The following is a 12548-nucleotide window of genomic DNA, read 5'->3' on the forward strand; positions in this document are numbered from 1 at the left end:
ATCAAGATGCATCCGCCCAGGGGCGGTTCAAGCGTTGTCCGCAGACTTGGCCGGCAAGGTGAAACCGGACACCGAACGCCGCAGCTGGCTGGCCATTTTCGCCAGGTTGCCAATGCTCTCGGCGGTGGCGGTGGAGCCGGACGAGGTCTGCGTGGTGATCTGCTGGATCACGTTCATCGTCAGGGAAATCTGGCCGGCCGACGAAGTCTGTTGCTGCGCGGCATTGGAAATACTCTGGATCAATGCCGCGAGAGTCTTCGATACACCTTCGATTTCTTCCAGGGCCACCCCGGCATCCTGCGCCAGACGCGCGCCGCGCACCACCTCGGTGGTGGTCTGTTCCATGGAAATCACCGCTTCGTTGGTGTCGGTCTGAATCGCCCGCACCAGCGTTTCGATCTGCCGGGTCGCCGCGGACGAACGCTCGGCCAGGCGCTGCACTTCGTCGGCCACCACCGCAAAACCGCGCCCGGCGTCACCGGCCATGGACGCTTGAATCGCCGCATTAAGGGCGAGGATATTGGTCTGGTCGGCAATGTCATCGATCAGGCTGACAATGTCACCGATTTCCTGAGAAGACTCCCCCAGCCGTTTGATGCGCTTGGCCGTGTCCTGAATCTGCTCGCGAATATTGTCCATGCCATGGATGGTGTTGTGCACCACTTCGTTGCCCTTGTTGGCGATTTCCACCGAGCGCTCGGCCACCGCAGAGGATTCGGCGGCGTTGGCCGAGACCTGATCGATGGACTGGGCCATGTCATTGATGGCTGTGGAGGCTTCGGAAATCTGCTGGGCCTGATGCTCCGAGGCCTGGGCCAGGTGCATGGCGGTGGCCTGGGTTTCCTGCACGGCGGCGGCGACCTGGCCGGCGGTGAGGTTGATGGTCGCCACCAGATCGCGCAGTTGGTCGACGGAATAGTTGATCGAGTCGGCGATGGTGCCGGTGAAGTCTTCGGTCACCGAGGCGGTCACGGTCAGGTCGCCGTCGGCGAGGTCTTCGATTTCGTCCAGCAAACGCATGATCGCGTTCTGGTTGCGCTCATTCTTCTCGGCGGTTTCACGCAGCTGACGGTTGGTTTCACGCACCATCACCAGGCCGATGAGGATGATCGACATCAACGCGAGCAGGCCCAGCACATAGCCGCCGATGGTATCGGTGTTGCGCCCGCCGGCGAGGTTTTCGAAACGACTGGCCAGGTGCGAGGCTTCATCGAGCAGGGTTTGCGACAAGGTAAAGATGTTGGTGGCCGATTCGCGGACCTTGAACAGCTGCGGCGAGGTTTCGAGGATTTCGTCCACGGAACCCGATACGAATTCGAACAGTTCGGAAATCTCGGTCAACCGGGCGCGCGCATCGCGGTCTTCGACCTGGCTGATTTTCAGTGCCGCATTGCCTTGAAGCATGCCGTTGAGCACCAGGCCAAAACGCGCCGCGTCGCGACCGAAAGCGTCGGCTGCCTGCTGCGAATTTTCATCGCCGGACAGCACAGTGTTCACCGCACCGAGAATCCGTTCGGCCAGTAGCGATTGACGCTGGGCCATCGCCACCTGAGCGGCCGGGGCGCCACGTTGCAGCAGGGTTTCGACGACCTTTTCATACTCAATCTGCAACTGCGGCACGGTTTCGGCCAGGGTTGCGGCCACTTGATGCAAGGACAGCACGGTCTGTTCGCTGGAGAGGATGGCGTCGGTGTTTTTCAGCAAGCGCTCCCAATCCAGCTGCACGGCGCGCATCTCCGGGCGCACGGTAGACGGTGCCGGCGGCAGGCCGGTAGAAGGATCGCCTTTCTTCAGGTAGCCCCAACGCTGGGCGAAGTCGTTGCGCGCATCGCTGAGTAACTTGAACGCCGCAGCCTTGCCGGCGGCGGCTTCGGTGGCGTTCTTGGCGATGCGTTGGGACAGCACGCGCAACTCACCGGCGTGGCCGATGTACTGCTTGTCGTAATTCGCCTGGGTGTTGAGGTACGCGAAGTTGGCGAACAGCAGCATGATGAAGACGATCAGCGCGATGAACAGCACGATGATCTGCGACCGGCTGCGCGACCCTTCTGGCTTGTCTGTTTTTGCTTTTATCATCGGTCCTCGCCTGTTAACCAACACCTATGAACCTTGCCGAGAACCCTGTGGGAGCGGGCTTGCTCGCGAAGGCGGTGTCACAGTCGACATCATTGTTGGATGTGACACCGCCTTCGCGAGCAAGCCCGCTCCCACATTAGATCGGTGTCGCGCCGGTTATACGGCCACGTTCATGAATCCTTGCGACTGCGCCAACGCAAACGGGCTGAACACCTGCCACTTCTGCTCACGCTGAAACCGGCCTTTGACGAACGCCGACATTGGCCCTTGCAAGTCATCGGCCGGCACCGGCTCCAGACTGTCCTGGGCAAAGTGCTGCAAGCCGAAGACCTCATCGACCATCAACCCTGCAAACACGTCCTTGTACTCCACCACCAATATCCGCCGTTGCTTACGCAAGGCAGGCAGTTCATGGCCGGGCTCATAACCATAAAAAAAGCCATACAAATCCATGATCGGCAGCAGGCGCCCGCGCAGGTTAGCCACGCCCTTGACCCAGGGTTTGACCCCCGGCAATTGTGTAACGCGCGGTTCGTGCAGGACTTCGCTGACTTCGCCCATGGGCGCGACGTACCAATGCTCGCCCAAGCGAAAGCCGATGCCGCTCCAACTGTGCTGTCGGGTCGGCTGGGACGGCAGGTCCGCCGCCAGCAGACGACAGCGCTGGTCAATCTGCAGCAGCAGTTCGAAAGCCGTCAGCGATTCGGTCATGACCGGACGATCAACCGGCCAGCACGTTGTTCAGGGTTTTGATCAGGGTCTCTTCATCGACCGGTTTGGTCAGGTAGTCCTTGGCGCCTTGGCGTGTGCCCCAGACTTTGTCGGTTTCTTGATCCTTGGTGGTGATGATGATCACCGGAATGTGCCCGGTTTCCGGGTCTTTGGTCAGCTGACGGGTCGCCTGAAAACCATTGAGGCCGGGCATGACGATGTCCATCAGCACCGCGTCGGGTTTTTCCTGACGGGCCAGGGCCACGCCGTCGGCGCCGTTTTCGGCTTTCAACACCTCATGACCGTGCTTTTCGAGCATGCCGGTCAATTTGTACATTTCGGTCGGCGAGTCATCGACGATCAGAATACGTGCCATGGTCTTCCCCATTCTTGTCGACGCCAGGCCCCATGGCCGAGCGTCACTGTGGTGTCCTACTGCGGCGAAACGGCGGCGAAGCCCGGTACATGGGCCTGAATCGCGTTCAGCAGTTCTTCCTTGCTGAAAGGCTTGGTCAAAAACTGGTCGGAACCGACGATCCGTCCCTTGGCCTTGTCGAACAACCCGTCCCTGGACGACAGCATAATCACTGGCGTGGACTTGAACGCACTGTTGTTCTTGATTAAAGCGCAGGTCTGATAGCCATCCAGACGCGGCATCATGATGTCGACAAAGATGATGCCGGGGTGATTGTCGGCAATCTTGGCCAGGGCATCGAAACCATCGATTGCGGTGATAACTTCACAGCCCACGTTTTTCAACAGCGTTTCGGCGGTGCGACGAATCGTTTTCGAATCATCGATCACCATGACCTTCAAGGCGCTGGAATGCTGTTCCATAGTGGCTCTACCGTCGCCTTTGTGAATCAATTTGTCCGTTTACGGCTCATCGTTGGCTCGAAGCCCTTGATACTCAAGGGCCAGCCTTTTTAGCACAGTCTCCCAATCCAATCTATCGGGCGACCTTTGCGGTGGTTTCTCCTTGACCGGGAACACACTCAGCGCCACTCTGACGCCACTTTTTCACAACACTTTCCACCCCATTTCGAGGAAAACCCCATGAGCGTTCGCGTCGGGATTGTCATGGATCCTATCGCCAGCATCTCCTATAAAAAGGATAGCTCGCTGGCCATGCTGCTGGCCGCGCAAAAGCGTGGCTGGGAACTGTTCTATATGGAACAGCGCGATTTGTATCAGGCTGAAGGCGAGGCTCGCGGGCGGATGCGTCCGCTGAAGGTGTTCGCCAACCCGGAAAAATGGTTTGAACTGGGCGCCGAAAGCGATGCGCTGCTGAGCGATCTGGACGTGATCCTGATGCGCAAGGATCCGCCGTTCGACATGGAGTTCGTCTACTCCACTTACCTGCTGGAGCAGGCCGAGCGCGCCGGCGTGTTGGTGGTCAACAAGCCGCAAAGCCTGCGTGACTGCAACGAGAAACTGTTTGCCACGCTGTTCCCGCAGTGCACGCCGCCGACTATCGTCAGCCGTCGCCCGGACGTGTTGCGTGAATTCGCCGACCATCACGGTGACGTGATCCTCAAGCCGCTGGACGGCATGGGCGGCTCGTCGATCTTCCGTCACACCGCTGGTCACCCGAACCTGTCGGTGATCCTCGAAACCCTGACCTTGCATGGTCGGCAGCAGATCATGATCCAGGGTTACCTGCCGGCGATCGTTGATGGCGACAAGCGCATCCTGATGATCGACGGCGAACCGGTGGATTACTGCCTGGCCCGGATTCCGGCCGCAGGCGAAACCCGTGGCAACCTCGCCGCCGGTGGCCGTGGCGAAGCCCGACCGCTGACCGAGAAAGATCGCTGGATCGCCGCGCAAGTCGGCCCGACGTTGCGCGAGAAAGGCCTGCTGTTCGTCGGTCTGGATGTGATCGGTGAACACCTGACCGAAATCAACGTCACCAGCCCGACCTGCATTCGCGAGATCGATAACGCGTTCGGCACCGACATCGGTGGCCTGCTGATGGATGCCATCGATCAGAAGCTCAAGGCTCGTTGATAAGCCAAACCAACATTGCGTTATCATGCCCGGCCTGTGAAAACGCGATGTTGGTTTCCTTGTTATGACACTCCCGTCCGATCTGCCCGCTGAACTCGCCCATCGTGGCGTGCGCCCGGCCGATCGCCTCGGCTTCACCCTGTTTCTCGCGGCGCTGATCCACCTGGCCTTGCTGCTGGGCGTCGGGTTCACCATGGTCGAACCCCAGCAAATCAGCAAAACCCTGGAAATTACCCTCGCCACTTTCAAAAGCGAAAAGAAGCCGGAAAAAGCTGACTTTCTCGCCCAGGAAAATCAGGAAGGCAGCGGCACCCTGGATAAAAAGGCGATTCCCAAGACCACCGAGGTCGCGCCATTCCAGGACAACAAGGTGCAGCAAGTCACCCCACCGCCAGCGGCCAAGCCTCAAGTGCAAGAAGCCGCACCTAAAGCGTCTGTGACCACCGTCGCGCCGAAGCCGAAAAAAGCCGCAACCAAGACTGAAGAACCCAAGCCCCTGACCAAACCCCAAGTGGCGGCACCGACGTTCGACAGCGCGCAGTTGTCCAGCGACATCGCCAGCCTGGAAGCGGAACTGGCCAGCGAACAACAGCTGTACGCCAAGCGCCCGCGCATTCATCGTTTGAGCGCCGCATCGACCATGCGCGACAAAGGCGCCTGGTACAAAGATGAATGGCGCAAGAAGGTCGAGCGCATCGGCAACCTCAACTACCCCGACGAAGCCCGGCGCAAACAGATTTACGGCAATTTGCGACTGATGGTCTCGATCAACCGCGACGGCTCGCTGTATGAAGTGCTGGTGCTGGAATCGTCCGGCCAGCCGCTGCTGGACCAGGCGGCGCAGCGCATCGTAAGGCTGGCGGCGCCGTTTGCACCGTTTACCGGGGATCTGTCGGACATCGATCGGCTGGAAATCATCCGCACGTGGAAGTTTGCGCGTGGGGACCGGTTGTCCAGTAATTGACCAGCACAAACCCCCTGTGGGAGCGGGCTTGCTCGCGAAGGCGTCGGGCCAGTCGACATCAATGTTGAATGTGCCGCCCTCTTCGCGAGCAAGCCCGCTCCCACATTTGGTCTGTGCCGACTGCCAAATTGCGGCATCCCCGGCTTGTCAGTTCGCCCCTCCAACGCCACACTAGCGCTCATGAAGAACGTCAGCCCCAGCTATCTCAAGCATCACTTCCTGATCGCCATGCCTCATATGGCCGACCCGAACTTTGCGCACACCTTGACCTACATCGTCGAGCACACGGCCAATGGTGCCATGGGGCTGGTGGTCAACCGTCCGCAGGACCTGAACCTGGCCGATATCCTCGAGCAATTGCGCCCCGATATCGAACCGCCGGTGCTCTGCCAGCATGTGCCGATCTTTATTGGCGGCCCGGTGCAAACCGATCGCGGTTTTGTCCTGCACCCGCCGGGAAAAACCTATCAGGCGACCGTTGATCTGGACGGCGAGTTATCGCTGTCGACCTCGCAGGACGTGCTGTTCGCCATCGCCGACGGCGTCGGCCCCGCGAAAAGCCTGATCACCCTCGGCTACGCCGGTTGGGAAGCCGGGCAATTGGAAGCCGAACTGGCCGACAACGCCTGGCTGACCTGCCCGTTCCACGCCGACATCCTGTTCAACACCAGCAGCGAATTGCGTCTTGAAGCGGCGGCCAAGCACCTGGGCGTCAACCTCAGCCTGCTCACCAGCCAGGCGGGACACGCCTGATGGCCCTGCGGCTGATTTTGGGTTTCGACTACGGCACCAAACAGATTGGCGTTGCGGTCGGCCAGGTGATTACCGGCCAGGCCCGCGAGTTGTGCACCTTGAAGGCGCAAAACGGCATTCCCGACTGGAATCAGGTCGAAGCCCTGATTAAAGAGTGGAAACCCGACGCCGTGGTGGTCGGCCTGCCGCTTAACATGGATGGCACGCCCAGCGACATGTGCCTGCGGGCCGAGAAGTTCGCCCGGCGCCTGAACGGACGCTACAACCTGCCCTTCTATACTCACGACGAGCGCCTGACCACCTTCGAGGCCAAGGGCGAACGCCTGGTCCGTGGCGGCCAGAAAGGCAGTTACCGCGACAACCCGGTCGATGCCATCGCCGCCGCGCTGCTGCTGCAAGGCTGGCTCGACGAAAACACCGCACTGTTCGAATCCTGACCGCACCCAATTCTGAAGAGCCGCTGCGGCGTCTCCCTTAGCGACAACCCGAGCCACCCCTCAAGCAGCATTCGGCTCGGGACAAAGAAGGAGCAAACCATGAGCCTGCCCAATCCCGCCGAACTGATCAGCCAGATGGCGATCCGTCTTGACACCTATCTGGCCAAACGGGGCATCAGCGAACCGCGCTATATCGGCATTCGGACCGGTGGCGTCTGGGTCGCGCAGGCGTTGCTCGATGAACTGGGCAGCGATTCGCCCCTGGGCACCCTGGACGTTTCGTTCTACCGCGACGACTTCAGCCAGAATGGCCTGCACCCACAAGTACGCCCATCGGCGCTGCCGTTCGAGATCGAAGGCCAGCACCTGGTGCTGATCGATGACGTGCTGATGAGCGGCCGCACTATCCGCGCCGCGATGAACGAACTCTTCGACTACGGGCGTCCGGCCAGTGTGACGCTGGTGTGCCTGCTGGACCTGGACGCCGGTGAGTTGCCGATCCGCCCGAACGTAGTCGGCGCGACTCTGTCGCTGGCGGCCCACGAACGGGTGAAACTGTCCGGCCCGGAACTCAAGCTCGAACTTCAAGACCTCGCCCTTTAATTTCGCCCTATTGAGAGTCCCCCTCGCGATGACGCCTCTAGAAACCAAGCGCCCGCTGCAGCTCAATGATCAGGGCCAGCTGCGCCACTTCCTCTCTCTCGACGGTTTGCGCCGCGAGTTGCTGACGGAAATCCTCGACACTGCCGACTCGTTCCTCGAAGTGGGCGCCCGGGCGGTGAAGAAAGTCCCGTTGCTGCGCGGCAAGACCGTGTGCAACGTGTTCTTCGAAAACTCCACGCGCACCCGCACCACCTTCGAACTGGCGGCCCAGCGGCTGTCGGCCGACGTGATCACCCTGAACGTGTCCACGTCGTCGGCGAGCAAGGGCGAAACCCTGCTCGACACCCTGCGCAACCTGGAAGCCATGGCCGCCGACATGTTCGTCGTGCGCCACGGTGACTCCGGCGCGGCACACTTCATTGCCGAGCACGTGTGCCCGCAAGTGGCGATCATCAACGGCGGCGACGGCCGTCACGCCCACCCGACCCAGGGCATGCTCGACATGCTCACTATTCGTCGGCACAAGGGCGGTTTCGAAAACCTTTCGGTGGCCATCGTCGGCGACATCCTGCACTCGCGGGTAGCGCGCTCGAACATGCTGGCCCTGAAAACCCTCGGCTGCCCGGACATCCGCGTGATCGCGCCGAAAACCCTGCTGCCGATCGGCATCGAGCAGTACGGCGTGAAGGTCTACACCGACATGACCGAAGGCCTGAAAGACGTCGACGTGGTGATCATGCTGCGCCTGCAGCGTGAACGCATGACCGGTGGCCTGCTGCCAAGCGAAGGTGAGTTCTACCGCCTGTTCGGCCTGACCACCGCGCGCCTGGCCGGCGCCAAACCGGATTGCATCGTCATGCACCCGGGGCCGATCAACCGTGGTGTGGAAATTGAGTCGGCGGTGGCCGACGGCCCGCACTCGGTGATCCTCAACCAGGTGACCTACGGCATCGCGATTCGTATGGCTGTGCTGTCCATGGCCATGAGCGGGCAAACTGCCCAGCGCCAATTCGAGCAGGAGAACGCCCAGTGAAGCTCAGCATTCTCGGCGCACGCGTTATCGATCCGGTCAGCGGCCTGGATCAAGTGACTGATATCCACGTTGAAGCCTGCAAGATCGTCGCCCTCGGCGCCGCTCCAGCGGGTTTTGTTGCAGTAGACACCATCGACGCCAAAGGTCTGGTGGCGGCCCCGGGCCTGGTTGACCTGAACGTCGCCCTGCGCGAGCCGGGTTACAGCCGCAAAGGCTCGATCGCCAGCGAAACCCGCGCCGCTGCTGCCGGTGGCGTGACCAGCCTGTGCTGCCCACCGAAAACCAAACCGGTGCTGGACACCTCGGCCGTGGCCGAACTGATCCTCGACCGCGCCCGCGAAGCCGGCAATACCAAAGTCTTCCCGATCGGCGCCCTGAGCAAGGGCCTGGATGGCGAACAGCTGGCCGAACTGGTCGCCTTGCGCGATGCCGGCTGCGTGGCTTTCGGCAACGGTCTGGAGAGCTTTCGCAACACCCGCACCCTGTGCCGGGCGCTGGAATACGCGGCGACGTTCGACCTGACGGTAATTTTCAACTCGCAGGACCATGATCTGGCCGAAGGTGGCTTGGCCCACGAAGGCCCGACTGCGAGTTTCCTCGGTTTGCCGGGCATTCCGGAAACCGCCGAAACCGTGGCCCTGGCCCGGGATCTGCTGCTGGTCGAGCAAAGCGGCGTGCGTGCGCACTTCAGCCAGCTCACCAGCGCCCGCGGTGTGGCGCTGATCGCCCAGGCCCAGGCCCGTGGCCTGAAGGTCACGGCGGACGTGGCGTTGTATCAGCTGATCCTCACCGACGAAGCGCTGATCGACTTCAGCAGCCTCTATCACGTCCAGCCGCCGCTGCGCACCCGCGCGGACCGCGACGGCTTGCGGGCAGCGGTGAAGTCGGGGGTGGTGTCAGCCATCTCCAGCCATCACCAGCCCCATGAACGCGATGCGAAGCTGGCGCCGTTCGGCGCGACCGAGCCGGGTATCAGCAGTGTTGAATTGCTGCTGCCGCTGGCTATGACCTTGGTGGAAGACGGTTTGCTGGACTTGCCGACGCTGCTCGCACGCTTGGGCGCAGGTCCTGCCGAAGCGTTGCGCTTGCCGGCGGGCAAGCTGGCGGTGGGTGGGCCGGCAGATATCGTACTGTTCGACCCTGCGGCCTCGACCGTGGCCGGTGAGACCTGGCTGTCCAAGGGCGAAAACTGCCCGTTCATTGGTCACAGCCTGCCGGGTGTGGTGCGTTACACCCTGGTGGATGGGCGGATCAGCCACCAGGCTTAAGGCTTGTGGCGAGGGAGTCCGCCCAGCCTGCGATGAGGCTGCGCTGTCGCGCAGAGAACATGCCGATAAATCGGCAAATAAATTTATCTTTAAAATCAATGAGATAAATTTTGTTCTATAAGAGCTTGCTCCCGCTGGGCTGCGCAGCAGACCTGTTTTGGGGTCGCTTCGCGACCCAGCGGGAGCAAGCTCCCTCGCCACAACTTACTGGAAGGCACCTCTGTTCTGCGTGTTGCGAATCGACACTTGGTCATTCAACGTCCAGAAGTCATACAACACCCCCAGAAAGAACAACCCGCCCGTCACCAGGTACAGCAACCCGCTGATCCACTTCCCCTGATACATCCGGTGCACACCGAAAACCCCGAGAAACGTCAGCAGAATCCACGCAACGTTGTATTCGATGGGGCCAGCGGTAAAGCGCAGGTCCGCCTCACGATCCATGGCCGGGATCAGAAACAGGTCGATCAACCAGCCGATCCCCAGCAAACCGAAGGTAAAAAACCAGATCGTCCCGGTCACCGGCTTGCCGTAATAGAAGCGGTGGGCCCCGGTAAAACCGAAAATCCACAACAGGTAACCGATCACTTTGCTATGTGTGTCTTGCTCTGAAACGGGGTGTTGATAGGTGTTCATGGATGACCTCGACTCATACGATAGAGAAATATTCTTGAATTCTTTGTGACTTTTTTACAGGCGGCCGACATACGGCAAATGCTACCTTCATTCCTGTCAAAGCCTTGTAATACCTGACTTTTGTCAGACAACTCACGTCAATTTTTCCGCTTTTTAGTTCCGTGGCCCCCAGTCTGAATCGACCAACGGCCTCGGAAGGGCCAAAAAAGCTGTTATAAAGTTGCGCGTTCACCCATATGAGCCTTGCCTAATGCGTCCATTTTTCAAGACATGGCTAACCATTTGCCTATTATTGCCCCTGGCCGCCCACGCCACCAATCGTGAGCAACGTCTTCCGAACGTTAATGGTTACACCCCAAAATCCCACGTTTCTGCTCCTTCGAGCAAAAACAAACAGACAGTAAAACGCTCCAGCCAACTGAGCAGCGCCAGCAAACTGGTCCCACCAATGGCGACCAAGGAAAGCAGCAACGTGTTGAGCCGTGCGGTAAACGTGCTCGGTACACCTTATCGTTGGGGTGGCAGCAGCCCAAGTAAAGGGTTCGATTGCAGCGGTCTGGTGAAATACGCGTTTAACGACGCCACGTTTGACCTGCCACGTACCTCCAACGCGATGGCCAGCGGTCATGGCGAGAAGGTCGATCGCAACGATCTGAAGCCAGGCGACCTGATTTTTTTCAATATCAAGAGCCGTCGGGTCAATCATGTTGCCATCTACCTGGGCAACGACCGCTTCATCCACGCACCGCGCCGTGGCAAGTCGGTGACCATCGACACCCTGAAGAAACCGTACTGGGAAAGCCACTACGTGGTTGCCAAGCGGGTTCTGCCCAAAGAACAGAACGCGTTGCGGGTTGTTCAGCGTTGATCCGACACTGATCATTCCCACGCTCTGCGTGGGAATGCAGCCCGGGACGCTCTGCGTCCCTTTCGAAAGCTGGAACGCGGAGCGTCCCTTGAGGCATTCCCACGCAGAGCGTGGGAACGATCAACTTCCTGTCAGAAGTTATCCGGCGACCGCGCCTTCTCTCGTGCATGCTCGCGGCTGATCACGCCCGTGGTCACCAACTCCTTCAAGCACATATCCAGCGTCTGCATCCCCAGCGACCCTCCCGTCTGAATCGACGAGTACATCTGCGCCACCTTGTCTTCGCGGATCAGGTTACGGATCGCCGCGGTGCCGAGCATGATTTCGTGGGCGGCAATCCGCCCGCCGCCGATTTTCTTGATCAGTGTCTGGGACACCACCGCCAGCAATGATTCAGAGAGCATCGAACGCACCATCGATTTCTCGTCGCCCGGAAACACGTCCACGACTCGGTCGATGGTTTTCGCCGCCGATGTAGTGTGCAACGTGCCGAACACCAGATGACCGGTCTCGGCGGCGGTCAACGCCAGCCGGATAGTCTCCAGATCACGCATCTCCCCCACCAGAATCACATCCGGGTCTTCGCGCAGGGCCGAGCGTAGTGCCGTGGCGAAACTGCGGGTATCGCGATGGACTTCGCGCTGGTTGATCAGGCATTTGCGTGATTCGTGGACGAACTCGATCGGGTCTTCGATGGTGAGGATGTGATGATGGCGATGATTGTTCAGGTAATCGATCATCGCCGCCAGTGTGGTGGATTTACCGGAGCCGGTTGGGCCGGTCACCAGCACCAGACCCCGGGGCGCTTCGGTAATCTTGCGAAACACTTCCCCCATGCCCAGGTCGTCCATGCTCAGCACCTTGGACGGGATGGTCCGGAATACCGCGCCAGCACCACGATTCTGGTTGAAGGCATTGACCCGAAAACGCGCCACACCGGGCACTTCGAAGGAAAAGTCGGTTTCAAGATGCTTCTCGAAGTCCACCCGCTGGAGGTCGTTCATGATGTCGTAGATCAGCTCATGCACTTCCTTGTGGTCCAGGGCCGGCAGGTTGATGCGTCGCACATCGCCGTCGACACGGATCATCGGTGGCAGGCCGGCGGACAGGTGCAGGTCGGACGCGCCCTGTTTCGCGCTGAAAGCCAGCAGCTCAGTGATATCCATAGCGCTCCTCAATTCCAGTAGAA

General features: G+C 60.2%; 14 protein-coding genes. 8 read left to right on the plus strand and 6 right to left on the minus strand.

The features are described from left to right. Positions 1-27: 27 nt before the first annotated feature. The 4 genes from IC37_RS11455 to pilG all read right to left on the minus strand — a co-directional run bounded on the left by IC37_RS11455 (position 28) and on the right by pilG (position 3624). Positions 28-2076, minus strand: a complete 2049-nt coding sequence (locus IC37_RS11455; protein WP_030130177.1) for a methyl-accepting chemotaxis protein — start codon at positions 2074-2076, stop codon at positions 28-30. Between the two features lie 156 nt (positions 2077-2232). Continuing rightward, positions 2233-2787: a chemotaxis protein CheW gene (locus IC37_RS11460; protein ID WP_030130176.1), complete on the minus strand. Its 555-nt coding sequence runs from the start codon at positions 2785-2787 to the stop codon at positions 2233-2235. A gap of 10 nt (positions 2788-2797) precedes the next feature. Beyond that, a complete protein-coding gene (gene pilH / locus IC37_RS11465; RefSeq protein WP_008068134.1) occupies positions 2798-3163 on the minus strand; it encodes a twitching motility response regulator PilH in 366 nt (121 codons plus the stop codon). 56 nt (positions 3164-3219) lie between these two features. Further along, entirely contained in the window at positions 3220-3624 is a 405-nt protein-coding gene (gene pilG, locus IC37_RS11470; RefSeq protein ID WP_007939368.1) for a twitching motility response regulator PilG, read from the minus strand. A gap of 219 nt (positions 3625-3843) precedes the next feature. On the opposite strand from pilG, the gene gshB reads away from it, so the two are divergent. From gshB to IC37_RS11510, 7 genes are all read left to right on the plus strand, one after another. After that, positions 3844-4797 (plus strand): glutathione synthase, encoded by a 954-nt coding sequence (gshB, locus tag IC37_RS11475; protein ID WP_030130175.1) that lies wholly within the window; start codon positions 3844-3846, stop codon positions 4795-4797. Between the two features lie 64 nt (positions 4798-4861). After that, positions 4862-5761: an energy transducer TonB gene (locus IC37_RS11480; protein WP_030130174.1), complete on the plus strand. Its 900-nt coding sequence runs from the start codon at positions 4862-4864 to the stop codon at positions 5759-5761. Positions 5762-5941: 180 nt separating this feature from the next. Continuing rightward, entirely contained in the window at positions 5942-6514 is a 573-nt protein-coding gene (locus IC37_RS11490) for a YqgE/AlgH family protein (protein WP_030130173.1), read from the plus strand. After that, positions 6514-6951 (plus strand): Holliday junction resolvase RuvX, encoded by a 438-nt coding sequence (gene ruvX, locus IC37_RS11495; protein ID WP_007897947.1) that lies wholly within the window; start codon positions 6514-6516, stop codon positions 6949-6951. Before IC37_RS11490 ends, ruvX begins: the two co-directional genes overlap by 1 nt. 99 nt (positions 6952-7050) lie before the next feature. Then, positions 7051-7554: a bifunctional pyr operon transcriptional regulator/uracil phosphoribosyltransferase PyrR gene (pyrR, locus tag IC37_RS11500; RefSeq protein WP_008068126.1), complete on the plus strand. Its 504-nt coding sequence runs from the start codon at positions 7051-7053 to the stop codon at positions 7552-7554. Positions 7555-7582: 28 nt separating this feature from the next. Continuing rightward, on the plus strand, positions 7583-8587 hold the full coding sequence (locus IC37_RS11505) for an aspartate carbamoyltransferase catalytic subunit (RefSeq protein WP_007897943.1): 1005 nt from the start codon (positions 7583-7585) through the stop codon (positions 8585-8587). Then, positions 8584-9855 carry a dihydroorotase gene (locus IC37_RS11510; RefSeq protein WP_030130172.1) on the plus strand — a complete coding sequence of 424 codons (1272 nt, stop codon included), beginning with the start codon at positions 8584-8586 and terminating at the stop codon, positions 9853-9855. Before IC37_RS11505 ends, IC37_RS11510 begins: the two co-directional genes overlap by 4 nt. A 204-nt stretch (positions 9856-10059) precedes the next feature. Here IC37_RS11510 and IC37_RS11515 read toward each other — a convergent pair whose 3' ends face one another. Next, positions 10060-10491, minus strand: a complete 432-nt coding sequence (locus IC37_RS11515) for a TM2 domain-containing protein (RefSeq protein ID WP_030130171.1) — start codon at positions 10489-10491, stop codon at positions 10060-10062. Between the two features lie 250 nt (positions 10492-10741). Between IC37_RS11515 and IC37_RS11520 the strand changes: the two genes are divergently transcribed. Further along, complete coding sequence (locus tag IC37_RS11520; RefSeq protein WP_030130170.1) at positions 10742-11359, plus strand: C40 family peptidase; 618 nt, start codon at positions 10742-10744, stop codon at positions 11357-11359. A gap of 131 nt (positions 11360-11490) precedes the next feature. On the opposite strand, the gene IC37_RS11525 is transcribed toward IC37_RS11520, so the two are convergent. After that, complete coding sequence (locus IC37_RS11525) at positions 11491-12525, minus strand: type IV pilus twitching motility protein PilT (protein WP_030130169.1); 1035 nt, start codon at positions 12523-12525, stop codon at positions 11491-11493. Positions 12526-12548 lie beyond the last annotated feature (23 nt).

This window comes from Pseudomonas sp. QTF5 (genome assembly GCF_000512695.2).
Lineage (GTDB): Bacteria > Pseudomonadota > Gammaproteobacteria > Pseudomonadales > Pseudomonadaceae > Aquipseudomonas.

Excerpts from the sequence above, each read along its gene's own strand:
- IC37_RS11520 (WP_030130170.1), top strand. The coding sequence starts at position 10,742 with ATGCGTCCATTTTTCAAGACATGGCTAACCATTTGCCTATTATTGCCC.
- pilH (WP_008068134.1), bottom strand. The coding sequence starts at position 3,163 with ATGGCACGTATTCTGATCGTCGATGACTCGCCGACCGAAATGTACAAA.
- IC37_RS11480 (WP_030130174.1), top strand. The coding sequence starts at position 4,862 with ATGACACTCCCGTCCGATCTGCCCGCTGAACTCGCCCATCGTGGCGTG.
- IC37_RS11490 (WP_030130173.1), top strand. The coding sequence starts at position 5,942 with ATGAAGAACGTCAGCCCCAGCTATCTCAAGCATCACTTCCTGATCGCC.
- pilG (WP_007939368.1), bottom strand. The coding sequence starts at position 3,624 with ATGGAACAGCATTCCAGCGCCTTGAAGGTCATGGTGATCGATGATTCG.
- IC37_RS11525 (WP_030130169.1), bottom strand. The coding sequence starts at position 12,525 with ATGGATATCACTGAGCTGCTGGCTTTCAGCGCGAAACAGGGCGCGTCC.
- gshB (WP_030130175.1), top strand. The coding sequence starts at position 3,844 with ATGAGCGTTCGCGTCGGGATTGTCATGGATCCTATCGCCAGCATCTCC.
- pyrR (WP_008068126.1), top strand. The coding sequence starts at position 7,051 with ATGAGCCTGCCCAATCCCGCCGAACTGATCAGCCAGATGGCGATCCGT.
- IC37_RS11515 (WP_030130171.1), bottom strand. The coding sequence starts at position 10,491 with ATGAACACCTATCAACACCCCGTTTCAGAGCAAGACACACATAGCAAA.
- IC37_RS11460 (WP_030130176.1), bottom strand. The coding sequence starts at position 2,787 with ATGACCGAATCGCTGACGGCTTTCGAACTGCTGCTGCAGATTGACCAG.
- IC37_RS11455 (WP_030130177.1), bottom strand. The coding sequence starts at position 2,076 with ATGATAAAAGCAAAAACAGACAAGCCAGAAGGGTCGCGCAGCCGGTCG.
- ruvX (WP_007897947.1), top strand. The coding sequence starts at position 6,514 with ATGGCCCTGCGGCTGATTTTGGGTTTCGACTACGGCACCAAACAGATT.
- IC37_RS11505 (WP_007897943.1), top strand. The coding sequence starts at position 7,583 with ATGACGCCTCTAGAAACCAAGCGCCCGCTGCAGCTCAATGATCAGGGC.